The 16152-nt window shown below is 36.9% G+C and carries 15 protein-coding genes and 1 pseudogene; 12 read left to right on the top strand and 4 right to left on the bottom strand.

Features of this window, described 5'->3' with window-relative positions:
• Positions 1-13: 13 nt before the first annotated feature.
• The 11 genes and pseudogenes from glpK to ACTDJC_RS11195 all read left to right on the top strand — a co-directional run bounded on the left by glpK (position 14) and on the right by ACTDJC_RS11195 (position 9328).
• The gene (gene glpK, locus ACTDJC_RS11245; RefSeq protein ID WP_440603422.1) at positions 14-1504 is read left to right on the top strand and encodes a glycerol kinase GlpK; all 1491 of its coding nucleotides are present in this window, start codon (positions 14-16) and stop codon (positions 1502-1504) included.
• A gap of 133 nt (positions 1505-1637) precedes the next feature.
• Entirely contained in the window at positions 1638-3320 is a 1683-nt protein-coding gene (locus ACTDJC_RS11240) for a glycerol-3-phosphate dehydrogenase/oxidase (protein ID WP_440603421.1), read from the top strand.
• 236 nt (positions 3321-3556) lie between these two features.
• Positions 3557-3859: a hypothetical protein gene (locus ACTDJC_RS11235; protein ID WP_440603420.1), complete on the top strand. Its 303-nt coding sequence runs from the start codon at positions 3557-3559 to the stop codon at positions 3857-3859.
• A gap of 197 nt (positions 3860-4056) precedes the next feature.
• Positions 4057-4521, top strand: a complete 465-nt coding sequence (locus tag ACTDJC_RS11230; RefSeq protein WP_440603419.1) for a hypothetical protein — start codon at positions 4057-4059, stop codon at positions 4519-4521.
• A gap of 173 nt (positions 4522-4694) precedes the next feature.
• A complete protein-coding gene (locus ACTDJC_RS11225; RefSeq protein ID WP_440603418.1) occupies positions 4695-5030 on the top strand; it encodes a YrdB family protein in 336 nt (111 codons plus the stop codon).
• 237 nt (positions 5031-5267) lie between these two features.
• Positions 5268-5735: a GNAT family N-acetyltransferase gene (locus ACTDJC_RS11220; RefSeq protein ID WP_440603417.1), complete on the top strand. Its 468-nt coding sequence runs from the start codon at positions 5268-5270 to the stop codon at positions 5733-5735.
• A gap of 48 nt (positions 5736-5783) precedes the next feature.
• The gene (locus ACTDJC_RS11215) at positions 5784-6341 is read left to right on the top strand and encodes an AAA family ATPase (RefSeq protein WP_440603416.1); all 558 of its coding nucleotides are present in this window, start codon (positions 5784-5786) and stop codon (positions 6339-6341) included.
• A 198-nt stretch (positions 6342-6539) separates the two neighbouring features.
• Positions 6540-7604: a GH25 family lysozyme gene (locus ACTDJC_RS11210; RefSeq protein ID WP_440603415.1), complete on the top strand. Its 1065-nt coding sequence runs from the start codon at positions 6540-6542 to the stop codon at positions 7602-7604.
• A gap of 234 nt (positions 7605-7838) precedes the next feature.
• A pseudogene (locus ACTDJC_RS11205) lies at positions 7839-8072 on the top strand (shikimate kinase); the annotation flags it as partial.
• Positions 8073-8214: 142 nt separating this feature from the next.
• A complete protein-coding gene (locus ACTDJC_RS11200) occupies positions 8215-8979 on the top strand; it encodes an SDR family NAD(P)-dependent oxidoreductase (protein ID WP_440603414.1) in 765 nt (254 codons plus the stop codon).
• 43 nt (positions 8980-9022) lie between these two features.
• Positions 9023-9328, top strand: a complete 306-nt coding sequence (locus ACTDJC_RS11195; protein WP_440603413.1) for an ArsR/SmtB family transcription factor — start codon at positions 9023-9025, stop codon at positions 9326-9328.
• Between the two features lie 208 nt (positions 9329-9536).
• On the opposite strand, the gene ACTDJC_RS11190 is transcribed toward ACTDJC_RS11195, so the two are convergent.
• From ACTDJC_RS11190 to gntR, 4 genes are all read right to left on the bottom strand, one after another.
• The gene (locus ACTDJC_RS11190) at positions 9537-11222 is read right to left on the bottom strand and encodes a multicopper oxidase family protein (protein WP_440603412.1); all 1686 of its coding nucleotides are present in this window, start codon (positions 11220-11222) and stop codon (positions 9537-9539) included.
• Positions 11223-11450: 228 nt separating this feature from the next.
• Positions 11451-12797 carry a gluconate permease GntP gene (gene gntP / locus ACTDJC_RS11185; protein ID WP_440603411.1) on the bottom strand — a complete coding sequence of 449 codons (1347 nt, stop codon included), beginning with the start codon at positions 12795-12797 and terminating at the stop codon, positions 11451-11453.
• 115 nt (positions 12798-12912) lie between these two features.
• Positions 12913-14448, bottom strand: coding sequence for a gluconokinase (gntK, locus tag ACTDJC_RS11180; protein ID WP_440603410.1), 1536 nt, complete (start codon positions 14446-14448; stop codon positions 12913-12915).
• Positions 14441-15172 carry a gluconate operon transcriptional repressor GntR gene (gntR, locus tag ACTDJC_RS11175; protein ID WP_440603409.1) on the bottom strand — a complete coding sequence of 244 codons (732 nt, stop codon included), beginning with the start codon at positions 15170-15172 and terminating at the stop codon, positions 14441-14443. The genes gntK and gntR overlap by 8 nt, the downstream gene beginning before the upstream one ends.
• Positions 15173-15442: 270 nt before the next feature.
• Between gntR and ACTDJC_RS11170 the strand changes: the two genes are divergently transcribed.
• A complete protein-coding gene (locus tag ACTDJC_RS11170) occupies positions 15443-16000 on the top strand; it encodes a cysteine hydrolase family protein (protein ID WP_440603408.1) in 558 nt (185 codons plus the stop codon).
• The last annotated feature ends 152 nt before the right edge of the window (positions 16001-16152 follow it).

Below are 16152 nucleotides of genomic sequence, written 5' to 3'. Positions count from 1 at the left end.
GGGGGAAATACATATGGAAAAGTTTATTCTTTCATTAGACCAAGGAACAACAAGTTCACGTGCGATTCTTTTTAATAAAGAAGGTAAAATTGTACATGTTGCGCAAAAAGAATTTACACAACATTTTCCAAAGCCAGGTTGGGTTGAGCATAATCCACAAGAAATTTGGGGATCAATTTTAGCGGTTATTGCAAGTTGTTTAAGTGAAGTAAACGTAAAACCAGAGCAAATTGCGAGTATCGGGATTACAAACCAACGTGAAACAACAGTTGTATGGGAAAAAGAAACTGGAAAACCTGTATACAACGCAATCGTATGGCAATCCCGTCAAACAGCTGAAATTTGTGACGAGTTAAAAGAAAAAGGCTATAACGATATGGTTCGTGAAAAAACAGGTCTTTTAATTGACGCATACTTCTCTGGTACAAAAGTAAAATGGATTTTAGATAACGTAGAAGGTGCAAGAGAGAAAGCAGAGCGCGGTGAGTTATTATTCGGAACAATTGATACGTGGCTTGTATGGAAACTATCTGGTGGTAACGTTCACGTAACAGATTATTCCAATGCCTCTCGTACATTAATGTATAACATTCATGAATTAAAATGGGATGAAGAGCTTCTTGAAATGTTAACAGTACCAGCAAGCATGCTTCCGGAAGTACGTCCATCTTCTGAAGTATACGGTCATACAGTTGATTATCATTTCTTCGGTCAAAATGTACCGATTGCAGGTATTGCAGGTGACCAACAAGCTGCATTATTTGGCCAAGCTTGCTTCGGTGAAGGTATGGCGAAAAATACGTACGGAACAGGCTGCTTTATGTTAATGAACACAGGTGAAAAAGCAGTAGCATCTGAGCATGGCTTATTAACAACAATTGCATGGGGCTTAAACGGAAAAGTAGAATACGCATTAGAAGGTAGTATTTTCGTAGCAGGTTCTGCCATTCAGTGGCTTCGCGACGGACTGCGTATGTTCAAGGATGCAAGTGAAAGTGAAGTGTATGCGACTCGCGTTGCATCAACTGACGGCGTATATGTTGTACCGGCATTTGTTGGGCTTGGAACGCCGTACTGGGATAGTGAAGTACGCGGCGCTGTATTCGGTTTAACGCGTGGTACAACGAAAGAACATTTTGTACGTGCAACACTTGAATCGTTAGCATATCAAACAAAAGATGTATTATGCGCAATGGAAGCTGATTCTGGTATTGAGTTAAAAACATTACGCGTAGATGGCGGCGCAGTGAAAAATAACTTCTTAATGCAGTTCCAAGGTGATATTTTAGGCGTGCCGGTAGAACGTCCAGAAGTAAACGAAACAACAGCTTTAGGAGCAGCATACTTAGCGGGTCTTGCAGTTGGGTATTGGAAAGGTCAAGAGGAAATCGCAGCACAGTGGAATATGGATAAGAGCTTTGCACCAGCAATGGAAGCGGGTACAAGTGAAGAGCTATATGCTGGCTGGAAAAAAGCAATTGAAGCAACGAAAGCTTTTAAATAATTATAAACAGTGTTATTATGATGATAAGTTAATAATTCGGTAGGAGATTTGGAGAGACCACAACACGCTATAGAAGCAATTCTGTAGTGATGTTTGTGGTCTCTTTTTTTCGTAATCAAAGGGAGGAATTACCATGAAATTCTCAAGTAAACAACGTCAAAATGTTTTAAATGAAGTAAATAAACAAGAGTTAGACATTATTGTTATCGGCGGAGGAATCACAGGGTCTGGTATTGCATTAGACGGAGCAAAACGCGGGTTATCAACAGTTGTGTTTGAAATGCAAGACTTTGCAGCAGGTACATCAAGTCGTTCCACAAAGCTTGTTCATGGCGGTTTACGTTATTTAAAACAGTTTGAAGTGAAAATGGTAGCTGAAGTTGGGAAGGAACGTGCAATTGTATATGAGAACGGTCCCCACGTAACAACACCGGAGTGGATGCTGCTTCCGTTCCATAAAGGCGGTACGTTCGGTGCATTTAGTACATCAATCGGTCTTCGTGTATACGACTTTTTGGCAGGCGTTAAGAAAAGTGAGCGCAGAAAAATGTTTAGCCGCGAAGAAACAATGAAGAGAGAGCCGCTTGTGAAACAAGATGGATTAAGAGGCGGCGGTTACTACGTAGAATATCGCACAGATGACGCGCGTTTAACAATTGAAGTTATGAAAGAAGCGATTAAACACGGCGCGAAAGCAGTGAACTATGCGAAGGTAGATGGCTTCTTATATAAAGAAGGAAAAGTATGCGGCGTACGTGTAGTCGATGTATTAGACGGAAAAGTATATGAAGTGTACGGTAAAAAAATTGTCAATGCAGCAGGTCCTTGGGTAGACACGCTTCGTGAAAAAGATAATTCGAAAAAAGGGAAAGTATTGCAGTTATCAAAAGGTGTTCACCTTGTTATCGATCAAAAACGTTTCCCATTAGGGCAAGCAATTTACTTTGACACGCCAGATGGACGTATGGTATTTGCGATTCCACGCGGGGGTAAAACATACGTAGGTACAACAGATACATTTTATGATAAAGACGCAGCAGTACCAAAAATGACAACAGAAGATCGCACTTATATTATTAACGCGATTAACTACATGTTCCCAACTGTAAACATTACAGAGAAGGATATCGAATCAAGCTGGGCAGGCGTTCGTCCATTAATTTATGAAGAAGGAAAGAGCGCATCTGAAATTTCTCGTAAAGATGAAATTTGGACTTCTGAATCTGGTTTAATCACAATTGCCGGCGGAAAATTAACAGGATACCGCAAAATGGCAGAGATGGTTGTCGACTATGTCGCATCTTTACTGCAAAAAGAAGGTCACGGTTCATACCCTGTAAGCTCAACGAAGCATATGCCAATCTCTGGCGGTCATGTTGGCGGTTCTAAAAATTTTCCAGCATTCATTGCGAAAAAAGCACAGGAAGGAAAGAAATACGGTTTAACAGTAGAGCAAGCAGAACAATTTGCGAAGTTCTACGGTTCAAACGTCGATGTTCTCTTTGAATTAGCGAAAGAATATAAAGGAGATGCAGAGCGCTATAATATGCCGCTTGACGTACTTCTTCCACTTGTATACGCAATGGAATTCGAAATGACAACAAAACCAGTTGATTTCTTCGTACGCCGTATGGGAGCTGTCTTCTTCAATATTCACTGGGTATATAAATGGAAAGATGCTGTAATCAATTATATGGCAGCGACATTAAACTGGAGCGGGGAAGAGAAGCTGAAATATGCAGCTGAATTAGACGCAGCATTAACTGATGCGGTTGTTCCGGTAGATCAGCAAGAACATGCATGTGCGTTGGCGTAAAGAAACATCTCTAATTAGTAAAAATAAATATACACGTTTTTTTTACTGAAACCCGAATTGTGAACATTAAAAAGTACACAATTCGGGTTTTTTTATTTCTTAGTAAAATGGTGCCGAAATCGACATATATACGAATCACATATGATATTTTTTTGCAAAGTACACGTGTACGAACAGCTTGTCCCTTTTGCGCATAGTATGATAGTACATTATGCATGAAAGGATGTGATATTTTTTTGATAATTGAAATGATTAATGAATCGACAGGATTTTTAACAGGACTTCTACTTAGCTTCTTTTTTTTTACAATCCTTGTTGTTGTAGCCGGAATCACAGTGAAAAATTGGAGATTATTCTTTAAGTGGATGAACTTGTTAATCGTATATCATGCTCTTTTTTATGTGGGCGTTCGACCGTTTATTTATAAGACGAAGTTTCCACCTGTTGAGCAAATCATTTGGGGATTTGCAGCTGTATATCTTCTCATTAATGCTGTCATTCTATTTATTAAGTCGCTGGAACACCGTAAAAAAGATTGATATAAAGTGAAACTTCCATCAGTGGGGGCTTCATCCCCCACATAGCTTCTTCGTTTTCTCTGCATCTTGAGGTGGGGGTCTTACTGCCCGTTAGTGCGGGATAAATTCATTTAAATAGCGAAACAAATGGAACAGAACGCAAATTTTTTTATTCAAATGTACAAAAGAGCAACTTTATTTTAGATAAGGAGTGATAAATGATAAGACGCTTTAATGCATGGCTTGGTGACAAACTGGCCCTATGGTTTTCTACAATGGCTTGCTTTTATATTATTTTTGGGCTTGTAATTGTGCCGCTTTTCTTTCAGCATCCAAATACTCTTGTAGAATGGGTAGAGTACGTAGTACAGACGATCTTTCAAGGCATTGCCTTACCGGTCATCGGATATGTGGCAAGGATTGCCGGGGAAAAAGATGAAAAGGTCATAGGTGAGACTCATGATACGGTGATGGAGGAATTAGCTTTAGTAAAGGAAGAATTAGCGCTGGCACGAGAACAGTACGATGCTTTACAAAAAGTTGAAAAGATTATAAGTGAGACTCATGATACAGTGATGGAGGAATTGACTTTAGTAAAGGAAGAATTGGTAATGGCACGAGAACAGCACGTTGTTTTACAAAAAGTCATAGACGAATTACAACAACATCTGAAAGAAAAATAGACTTTGACGATCCTGCAATGCGGGTCGTTTTTTTGTGTGATAGATATACATTGAAATGGAAAGAAAATAAAACTCATAATCTATAAAGTTTCACTTTATAATCAAAAGAAAACGTTGTTGCCGAAGAACTGGGATATATCAAAAAGACATGTTTTTCAAAGGAGTGTTCTTTCATGTTCATAAAATCTGTAAATTTAGCTATTCGCTTTCTTCTAGAGTTATGTGCCCTTGCATCACTAGGTTATTGGGGCTTTCAAGTTGGGAAAAGCGTGTATACAAAATTTGTTTTTGGTATTGGCTCACCACTACTTTTGGCGATATTATGGGGGGCTTTCATTGCACCTAAAGCATCGTTGAAACTTCCAGAACCGTACAGGTTTCTTCTGGAACTAGTAATCTTCGGAGCTGCCTCATCCGCTCTGTATTTTGTTGATAAACCAATCTTAGCTATTATTCTTGGAATAGTATTCATAATTAACCGCATATTACTCATTATTTGGAAACAATAATGAGTAATATCAACTAGTTCGGTACAAGTAATAGGTTGACGCCAAGCATTACTTCTCGTTTTTTTTATAAGAAAATCAACAATTAAGTTTAGCAGAGCCATTTAATTAACGGAACAGGATAATTGAATAAGAGGTTGTTAGATTGATAAGTATCTCTTATATGTATCATAAAGTTTTGGATCATTTTATCGAAATAAAAGATATTGTACGATGAAATTAAGTATGAAGTGAAAGGAAATGATGCCAATGCTTACGTTCCGGCTTGTTGATGTAGAAAAGGATAAACAGACGATCATTAGATTTTTTACAGATACAGATGAAGAACTTGGGTTTAATGAGAGTGAATATATAAAGTATGCGAAGCAAAAGCAAGTGAATTTTCCGGAAGGATTTGTTCTATTGGAAGGTGATCAACAGGCAGTTGGGGAATTAGTTCTTAGGTACGATAGCTATGAAGGACGAGAGATTGGCTATGTAAGTTTTGTGTATGTAATTCCCGAGGGCCGCGGGAAGGGATATAGTAATGAACTTTTTCAATATGCTGAAGATCAGTTTAAAAAGCGTAATTTATTTGAATATCATCTCCGCGTTGCACAGTCCAATTTGAGAGCTATTAAATTCTATGAAAAACAAGGACTCGAAATAATAGGGGAAGAGCGTAATTCTTACAATCAACGTTGTTGGAGAATGGGAAAAAAGATGTAGATAGGCAAAGAAAATGTATATATAGAAATTCATAAAGCGGTGGTCGCATTGGAACGGAAACTTCCTAATAAAATTCATATCATAGGCTCTGTTGGAAGCGGGAAAACAACTTTAGCAAGAACGTTATCTTCGGAGTTACAGATTCCATATTACGAGCTAGATAACGTTGTGTGGAGAAGGACTGAAAATGGAGATATAAGAAATACGCCTGAAGAAAGGGATGAGCAACTTCATCATATTGTTAGTTCAAATGCTTGGATTGTTGAAGGCGCTCATCATAAATGGGTATCTCAAAGTTTTCAACATGCAGATATGATCATATTTTTAGATGTAGCGCTTTCGAAAAGGATATATAGAATAACAAAACGATTTATTTTGCAATTATTAAGACTTGAAAAGGCGAACTATAAACCTACTTTCAAAATGTTTCTGAAGATGTTTAAGTGGACGAACGACTTTGAAAGGGAGAGTAGAGCTGAAATTTTGTATATGTTGAGTCAGTATAACGATAAACTTTTTGTTCTAAAAGATAACGGAGAAGATGATATGTCACATGCCCATCAACTTAAGAAAAGTAAATACCTCCAAAACGAAAAAATGAGCTGACTTCTCAAAATAATGAACTGTAGAGAAAGAAAACTTTCATTTAGGGGGTACTTCAAAACCTTAGCTTGATGGACATGCGGTCGACCCCTTATATTATTTTAAATGAGAATAGTGGAATTTTTATAGATGCCTTAACTGATTGAGAATATAAATTAATACCACAAAAAGATTAAATAAACGATTTAGGAGTGTTATATCATGTCATTTGGAATTGATGTCAGTCACCATAATGGGACAATTGATTGGAATCAAGTAAAGAATGATCGTAACCAAGTAAACTTTATGTTTGCAAAAGTAACAGAGGGGTCTGAGCAAGGTACAAATTATGTAGATCCAACCTTTCAATACAATATAAATGGTGCTAATAATGTTGGCATACTTACAGGAGCTTACCACTTTTTTCGAGCAATCTCTGTTGATGATGCTAAACAAGAGGCTGCTTTCTTCATTCAAAATTTAAAGAGCGTAACATTAACTGCACCTATATTTGTGGATGTAGAAATCAATGATGGGAATTTAGATCCGGATACATTAACGGATGCTGTGAATGCATTTTTAACGGAATTAAAAAATGCAGGATATACAAATAACGGAGTTTATAGCAATCTATATTTCTTTGAAAATAGTCTAAATCCTTCACGTTTACAAAAAAATACGTTATTGTGGATTGCGCGTTATAATGAAAGAGGTGCAGGAATTAATTGTGATATCTGGCAATACACAGATGGTGGAAAAGTACAAGGGATTAATGGGAATGTCGATTGTAATACATCCTATATAGATTTGAATATCAGTAATAATGGAGCTAGTAGCACCTATATAGATTTGGGTACCAGTAATAATAACGGAACTAGTAGCACCTATATAGGAATTGCTACAATCGCAGGTGATAATGTGAATGTAAGGGATCAACCTTCTATGAATGGTAATGTGATTCGTAAATTACATCATAATGAATCCTATAAAGTATTTTACGAACAAAATGGATGGTTAAACTTAGGGGGAAATGAATTTATTTACTACGACTCTAGTTATATTTGTTACTGTAACTATATAGGGATTGCTACTATTACAGGTGATAATGTGAACTTAAGGGATCAGCCTTCTATGAATGGCAATGTGATTCGTAAATTACATCATAATGAGTCCTATAAAGTATTTTACGAACAAAATGGATGGTTAAACTTAGGGGGAAATCAATTCATTTACTATGACCCTAGTTATATAGATTATAAATTACTTTCTATATGTTCTGATTGTTAAACAATGGACAAGCTTAAAAGAGTATACGCTACTTTTGTTAAAAGCGCTATCCTTTTAGTAGGACTCATTGAAAAGGATGGCGTTTTTATGGATATTTCACTAACAGAACAGTTGCAACTCTTACACTATCATTTATTCCCACAAATCCTTCAAAGACTGGAAAAGATGTAGCTAGGCAATTGGATTATAGGAAAAGAAAATGTGTATATAGAAATTCATAAAACGGTGATCGTATTGAAGAGGAAAAATCCTAATAAAGTTCACATCATCGGCTCTGTCGGCAGCGGAAAAACAACTTTAGCAAGAACATTGTCTTCTAAATTAAATCTTCCATATTACGAGTTAGATAACGTTGTTTGGAGAAGGTCTGAAAGTGGAGATATAAGAAATACGCCTGAAGAAAGAGATAAGCAGCTTCATCATATTGTTAATTCAAATGCTTGGATTATTGAAGGTGATCATCATACATGAGTAGCTCTAATATTTCATTATGCTAATATAATTATATATATCTTTAATTGACATAGAGAATATTTTGTATTTATTATTAGTCTGTAATTTTAAATGTTTAAGTGTTTAAACATTTGGAAGTATTAAGGAGTGAGGAAATATGAATAAAACAGCATTGATAACAGGGGCTACAAGCGGTTTAGGTTATGAGTTTGTAAAACTGTTTGCGAATGATGGATATAATCTGATTTTAGTTGCACGGAACAGTGAAAAGTTAGAAGAAATCAAGAAATCTATCAGGAACGTGGAAGTTACTGTTATTTCACAAGACTTAAGCCTACCTGGTGCAGCGAAAGAAATTTACGAAGAAGTTGAAAAACGAGGAATGGAAGTTGATGTTTTAGTTAATAACGCCGGTATTGGATTATTTGGTAAATTTGATGAAATAGATATTCAAAAACAATTAAACATGATTCACTTAAATGTAAATGCATTGACAGAATTGACGTATTACTTCCTACCAAAAATGAAGCAACGAAACAGTGGTAAGATTTTGAATATAGCAAGTACTGCAGCCTTTCAACCAGGACCACTAATGGCTGTTTATTATGCGACGAAGGCTTATGTACTTTCATTGTCAGAAGCGCTTATTGAGGAGCTATCAAATACTAAGATTACCATTACATCTCTATGTCCAGGCCCTACTAAAACAAATTTCTTTTCAAATGCAAATGCTGAGAAATCGCTACTATCCTCAGTGGCGATGCCTTCTGATATCGTTGCTAAAAAAGGGTATAATGCATTGATGAAAGGAAAACGTACAATTGTTACGGGAGCATTAAATAAGATTGGTGCTTTTTCGGTAAGGTTTGTTCCAAGAAGTGTAGCTGCAAAACTAGCCAAATATGTTACAGAAGAAAAATAGTTCTTTGTTTAATTTGGACTTTCAGAAAAGGAAGGGTGCTAACATGATACAAACAGCTAGTGATGTTTTTCGGAGTTGTATACCATTATTTAACACCTTAAGTGATCCAGTGAGGCAAGATATTATTTTGCTGCTGGCAGAAAGACAACCGCTTAGTGTAAATGAAATTGCTGAGCAGTCAAATTTATCACGTCCGGCAATTTCCCATCACTTAAAAATTCTGCGTGACAATCATTTAGTAAGTATAGAGCAAAAAAGCACACAGCGCTATTATTCACTTTCTTTACAGCAAGGTGTCGAGCAATTGAAACAGTTGGTGAAAACTGTTGAGAAAGAATGTTCTCTTTAAAGATGGATTTCACGATTTCTATTAAATGCAGTATATAAGTAAATGAAGTTTTTCATTCTTTTAAAGGTATTAACTGAATTAAAAAAAGAAGAGAAATCAAGGGATAATTATTTCTCTTCTTTTTTATTTTAAGATTTGAAAGGGATAAAAAAATTGGACCCTTTTAGGTCGTTGCTAAAAAATCTATAACTAAATTGGAATATCGAATTCAATCATCATCGCGTCGATTTTGTTTACTGCATTTGTTTTTACGATGTTTATGGCAGTCAAAACATTGAGCAAAGGATTCATCAGTGCATTGTTCGGGAACTTGTTCACATGGATTAAAAGAAGAATTATCCAGAACTTCGTATGGTCTCATCATCTCGTAATCTTCGTGTTCAAGAATGTGACAGTGCCACGGATAGACTCCTGTAAATGGCCCAAAACGTGCAATAATTCGGGTGACCTCTCCGGGATTGGCACGAACAGTATCTTTCCACCCTCTCTCGCTTGGATCGGGTGGTATTGGTGGCCCGACTTTGAGGTTAGAGCCATTGGGGTCGCCAGTAAATACAGCGCGGTTCAAAATTTGAAAGGTTACAAGGTGCAAGTGAATTGGGTGAGTGTCCGCTGTAGTATTGTATAGCTCCCAAATCTCTATAGTTCCATTATACGGGGTTTCTGTAATGGGTTGATCCCACTCCAGATTGTTTAATAATAGTTTTGGACGTCCGAAATTATCGGTAGTTTCAATTAAGGTGTTTTTTCGTATGATTACAGCATCCTGTGGATTAAGTTGTTCCAAACAACTCAACTTTTGTGGAATTTTGCTTTTGTCAGATCTGCATAATTTTTGTTTGACTCGAAATTGCATGATCTGTCTGAGGTCTTCAGAAGGACTTTCGCCGTTAGGGAACGGGGCTGGTGCGTCATTTGTTAAAATAATACTTTGACCATTATGGTTTGAAAAATCGATAATGACCTCGACACGTTCAGCAGGTGCAAGAATGATTTGGGATACTTTGATTGGTTTTTCTAAAAGTCCCCCGTCCGTGCCAATTTGGATAAAATTTTGGCCAGAACTTAACTGTATACGATAAAAACGAGAGTTGGAGCCATTTAGGATACGGAATCGGTATTTTTGTGGCTCAACCTCAAGATACGGCCATACTTTTCCATTGACTAAGATTGTGTTGCCAAAAAACTCTGGGACAACTGATGGATTTGGTAATGTTGGATCTATTGGCGGAGGTGGCTGTGGTGCTGGAGGTGGTTCATTGCCTGGTTGGGATGGATAGAACAGTTCACCATTAGGATAGAACGAACGATCTTGGATGACCAGCGGAATTTCAAATTCTCCACTAGGAAGATGCAATTTTTCCTCTTCTTCATCTCTGAGAATATAGAAACCAGCTAGGCCTGCGTAAACGTTCAAACGAGTGATTCCAAGGGCGTGATCATGATACCAAAGTGTTGCAGGGCGCTGACAGTTTGGATAATAGTAAACTTCATTCACGAATTTTGGCCCAACATTTTGAAAATCTCTTGTGAACCATGCCTCAGGATATCCGTCACTTTCCGGACGAACCCGACCTTCATGTAAATGGACAACTGTCCTAACGGAAGGTTTGTCTGGTTCCGCACCATGAACGGTGTGATCGATGGGCAATAGGTGCTCAAAGGGTAATTTATTTTTCCATTTTACAAAAATAGGGTGATTTCTTTCTACTTCGAATGTAGGGCCAGGGTACATACCGTTGTAACCCCATACGGTAGTTGGCGGCAAATCACGATGTAATTTTTGTTTGACTTGCTTCATCGCTACCTCATAGAACGGGATTCCATCACGAGTACCTTCTGGCTTTAAGACAGGGGGAATCGGTAAGGCATCTACAAATTTTTTTAATGACAAGTAAACTGCCTCCTTTTTAAAGAATCAAATATTGCTTGTCATATATAATATGAATTTATTTTAATTGCGTATAGGTAAATTTTTAATAGGGAATAAATGGGGAATGATTGAGTTGTAAAACAATAATTCGTATAAGGAAAAAAATACTCATATCTTTGGACCCCTTTTTCTTAGATTAATAGGCAGTAACCCCCTCACTTAAGTGAGGGGGTTACTGCCTAGAAAGATCTATACAAATAAGCTTAGTAATAAAGTAAATCCTAATCCAGATACGGAAATAATAGTTTCAAGTAAGGTCCATGTTGCAAATGTTTCTTTCATGCTTAAACCAAAATATTCTTTGAACATCCAGAAACCAGCATCGTTCACGTGTGAAGCAATTAAACTACCAGCTCCTGTTGCAAGGACAACTAAAGCAAGGTTAACGTCTGTGTTACCTAACATCGGAATTACTAAACCGACAGTTGTTAATGAAGCAACTGTAGCAGATCCTAAGGAAATACGTAAGATAGCAGCAATAATCCATGCAAGCAAGATCGGTGATAATGAAGTATCTTTGAATAATTCGGCTACATAGTTACCAACACCGCCATCAATTAATACTTGTTTGAAGGCTCCGCCTCCACCAATGATTAAGAGCATCATCCCGATATTTGAAATCGCTGTTGTACAAGATTCCATTACGTTTTTGATTGGAATATTTCTTGCCAATCCCATTGTATAGATAGCAACTAATAAGGATATTAACATGGCAGTATCCGCATTCCCAATAAACTGGATCGCTGCTAGTAAACTATTATCTTTAAATCCCATTGTTTTTTGCAACAAAGTAATAATCGTAGCGATTGCCATTAAAATAACAGGCAGTAAAGCGGTAAAAACACTGATTCCAAAACCAGGTGTGTCTTCAAGTTTAAATACTTTCTGTTCACCTAGAGATTTTATATTACCAGTTTTGTTGAATGCTTCAGGTACTAGCTTTTTCGCAATTTTAGTAAATACAGGTCCAGCTAAAATAACTGTTGGAACCGCTATCATAAAACCATAAAGTAATACTTCACCAATGTTTGCATGCAATTCACCAGCAATAGCGGTTGGTCCTGGGTGTGGCGGTAAAAATCCGTGTGTTACAGATAAAGCTGCTGCCATCGGAATACCGAGATACAAGATGGAAACTTTTAATTCTCTTGAAATGGCAAATACAATCGGAATTAATAATACTAATCCTACTTCAAAAAATAATGCAATACCGATAATAAATGAGGCAGTCACGACAGCCCATTGAATGTTCTTTTTACCAAATTTGTTCACAAGAGTCATGGCAATGCGTTGTGCGCCCCCAGAATCTGAGAGCAACTTACCTAACATCGCACCAAGTCCAAAAACGAGTGCTAAATGGCCAAGTGTTCCGCCTAATCCTGCTTCAATGGTTTTAACAATTTTTTCTGGCGGCATTCCAAGTGCTAAAGCAACGCCGAACGATACAATGATTAATGAAATAAATGTATTTAATTTAAAGCGCATTATCAGTAAAAGTAATGCTAAAATCCCAATTGCTACAATGACTAATGGCATCGTAATTTCCCCCTAATATTAGCTGTATTTGTGTTTATCCCCTATTTTTTTGCAGTAATCCCCAACCTCAAATTTCAATGAGAGACGAGAAAGTGGGGGATCACTGATGAAAGTTTTACTTTATTAAATTTCTTTGATAATTAGCAATTCGTGTATAATCTTCTTCTAATGCTCTAGATAAGTTAATAAATATCGGCAGTAATTGTCTGTATTCTTTTGTTGCTTCTTCTTTCGGTGTGTGTTTGTAGGTGCTGCCAACCATTTCGGAAACGATTTCAAAAGAATCAATTTTTCCTGTAGCATAGAGACCTAATATACATGCACCTAGACAGGAGCTTTCGTAGCTTTTTGGAACAACGACCTCAGATGCGAAAATATCGGACATCATTTGTCGCCAAACGTCAGACCTTGCGAAGCCTCCTGTTGCTTGAATACGGGTCACAGGACTGTCCATGCATTCAGTTAATGCTAAAAATACAGTATATAAATTATAAATAACGCCTTCTAAGGCTGCACGAATCATATGTTCCTTCTTATGTGACATCGTTAAACCGAAGAATGAGCCACGTACATCTGGATTCCATAATGGCGCACGTTCACCTGCGAGGTATGGATGGAATAATAATCCGTCTGCACCAGGTCGCACACGTTCAGCAATTTTGGTTAATACATCGTATGGATCAATTCCTAGTCTTTTTGCAGTTTCTACTTCTGATGAAGCAAGTTCATCGCGAATCCAGCGAAGGACCATTCCGCCATTGTTTACCGGCCCACCAATTACCCAATGCTTTTCCGTTAGGGCATAACAGAATATTCTTCCTTTTTTATCTGTTTGCGGCTTGTCAATGATGGTTCGAATGGCACCACTTGTCCCTATTGTGACCGCAATCTCACCTTTTTTAATTGCATTCACACCTAGATTCGAAAGCACTCCATCACTGGCACCAATGACAAATGGTGTTTGTGGATCGATTCCAATCTTTTTGGCTAAATCCGGATTGCAGTTGCTAAATATCGTAGTGGTTGGTACGAGCTCAGATAATTGAGCAGGTGTTACACCAGCAATTTTTAAAGCTTCTTCATCCCAATCTAGCGTTTGTAGATTCATCATCCCCATGCATGAAGCGAGGGAATGGTCGACAACATATTGATCAAAGAATTTTTTAAAGATATATTCTTTTATTCCGATATATTTTTTCGTTTTAACAGCGATTTCAGGATGGTCATTCACAATCCAAGTAATTTTACTTAATGGTGACATAGGGTGAATGGGTGTTCCTGTTCGTCTATAAACTTCATGGCCATTTAGTTCATTTTTAATTTTATGTGCCCATGCCTCACTGCGATTATCTGCCCAAGTGATACAAGGTGTCAGCGGCTGGTCATTTTCATCCATGGCAATGACACTATGCATGGCGCTGCTAAATGAAATAAACGATGGTTTTTTATCTGAATGATGTTTCGTTATATTTGAAATTGCTTGCAAAACAGCTTGGAAAATCTCTTCTGGATCTTGTTCCGCTGTGGATATATCCGGTGTGCGAAGTGGGTAACCAATATTCTCTGTTTGGATGACTTCGCCTTTTTCAGTAAATAATACTGCTTTGGTACTTGTTGTACCGATATCTATACCTAACATATAGCTACTCATGTTCTTGCTCTACTCCTTTAGATAACATTTGTTGTGACATCCAGAGGTCTTCAACTTTCCCTTGAACATCATCAAAGTTTTGATGTAAGGCCTTAATCATGAGGGTTCGATCTTTTGATTCGATTGCTTTTATATAAAGCTCATGATTTTTGATAATCCGTTCAAAGTCTTCGTACTTTTCTTTGAAACGGGTACGCATTGATAAAAGAATTAAGCTTTCCATAACAGGTTTTAAATTATTCCAAATCATCAGGATGTAGGAATGCTCAATGGTGCGAATAATCGTTTCATGGAATAAGATATCTTGATAAGAAAACTCATCAGCATCATGATATTTAATGGCGATTTTCATCATTTCCATAATTTTATTTAGTTCTCTTACTAACTCATTCGTATCCATCTTTACAAGTCGCTCAAAGATAAACGTTTCTATAAGTAAACGGACATCATATATTTCTTCGATGTCTTTTTCGGTTAAACCAATGACAACTGCACCCATTCTTTCTAAGCGAATGATATTTTCAGATGCTAGTACTTTCAATGCTTCACGAACGGGTGACCGACTTACAGAAAAATCGGCAGCTAGTTTATTTTCCGATAGAATGGTACCGCTTTCAAATTTACCTGCAATAATACGCATTCTTAGTTCGCTTGCAACACGATCACCAGTAGAAGCTTTTGAAAGCCATTTTTCAGGATAAAGAAATTCCATTGATTCCGTCATAACTTCACCTCATGTTAATCAAGTATACTTGTATACAAGTATTATAACTCGGATTTTTAATTATGCAAGCGCTTTTACTTTTTGTTTCGATTCTTTTCGATAGTAATAAAAGGGAAAAAGTCTTGAAATCATACTAGATTGAAAAAGAGGATGTTACGGTTCTATAACGAAATAGGTTTAGAAGATAAAGGGGGGCGATATGATGAACATGAAAATGAAGAACGGTTTGGGGAACATGTATAAAAATTATAATAAAAGGGAGTTTTTCTATTGAAACAAGCGTTGCTTATTATTGATGTTCAACAAGAATTAGTTGATGGAAATGATAAAAGCAAAAGTGTACGGAATAAAGACGTATTATTAGATAATATTAATTTTGTTATTAATAAAGCATTAGAATCACAAATTTTAATCGTCTTTATAAGGGATATAGATGTTGCTGACGGCAAAGGTCCAGGGTTCCAAATACACCCAAAATTAAAGGTGCCAACCACTGCAAAAATATTTGATAAAGCGGCTACAAATTCGTTTTATGGTACGCCATTAATGGATTTTTTAAAGGACAATGAGATTGAGCATCTTGTTATTATGGGATGTAAAACAGAACACTGTATTGACACAGCGGTTAGAACGGCAACGGTGAATCATTTTGATGTTACTTTAGTTGGGGATGGTCATTCGACGACAGATTCTTCGACCTTATCTGCCGAACAGATAATAAGTCATCATAATGAAATACTTCATGGTCATTACAATGTTGATAATTTTTCTGTCGTTCGGACTGCTCAAGAAGATTTGTTTCAACCAATCCATAATAATTACCGGTAAATCGCTTCTCTTAACTTAAGAAGATCGGAAAAACATGATTGATCTTTGGCAATCGGGCGTGATTGTCGAAGATTTCAACTTATATTTACAATGTAGTGCTTTGAGAAAAAAACAAAACCTTCAAAAAATCCCCCCTACTTTTTAAACAAAAA

It is taken from the genome of Bacillus sp. GB_SG_008 (genome assembly GCF_052038115.1).
In the GTDB taxonomy this organism is placed as follows: Bacteria; Bacillota; Bacilli; order Bacillales; family Bacillaceae_G; genus Bacillus_A; species Bacillus_A rhizoplanae.
Note: the sequence above shows the minus strand (reverse complement) of the source record. Positions and strands in the feature narration are given on the sequence as shown.

What these genes read in the sequence shown, in the direction of transcription:
- glpK (WP_440603422.1), top strand. Translation starts at nt 14, where the DNA reads ATGGAAAAGTTTATTCTTTCATTAGACCAAGGAACAACAAGTTCACGT.
- ACTDJC_RS11240 (WP_440603421.1), top strand. Translation starts at nt 1,638, where the DNA reads ATGAAATTCTCAAGTAAACAACGTCAAAATGTTTTAAATGAAGTAAAT.
- ACTDJC_RS11230 (WP_440603419.1), top strand. Translation starts at nt 4,057, where the DNA reads ATGATAAGACGCTTTAATGCATGGCTTGGTGACAAACTGGCCCTATGG.
- ACTDJC_RS11225 (WP_440603418.1), top strand. Translation starts at nt 4,695, where the DNA reads ATGTTCATAAAATCTGTAAATTTAGCTATTCGCTTTCTTCTAGAGTTA.
- ACTDJC_RS11220 (WP_440603417.1), top strand. Translation starts at nt 5,268, where the DNA reads ATGATGCCAATGCTTACGTTCCGGCTTGTTGATGTAGAAAAGGATAAA.
- ACTDJC_RS11210 (WP_440603415.1), top strand. Translation starts at nt 6,540, where the DNA reads ATGTCATTTGGAATTGATGTCAGTCACCATAATGGGACAATTGATTGG.
- ACTDJC_RS11200 (WP_440603414.1), top strand. Translation starts at nt 8,215, where the DNA reads ATGAATAAAACAGCATTGATAACAGGGGCTACAAGCGGTTTAGGTTAT.
- ACTDJC_RS11195 (WP_440603413.1), top strand. Translation starts at nt 9,023, where the DNA reads ATGATACAAACAGCTAGTGATGTTTTTCGGAGTTGTATACCATTATTT.
- gntP (WP_440603411.1), bottom strand. Translation starts at nt 12,797, where the DNA reads ATGCCATTAGTCATTGTAGCAATTGGGATTTTAGCATTACTTTTACTG.
- gntK (WP_440603410.1), bottom strand. Translation starts at nt 14,448, where the DNA reads ATGAGTAGCTATATGTTAGGTATAGATATCGGTACAACAAGTACCAAA.
- gntR (WP_440603409.1), bottom strand. Translation starts at nt 15,172, where the DNA reads ATGACGGAATCAATGGAATTTCTTTATCCTGAAAAATGGCTTTCAAAA.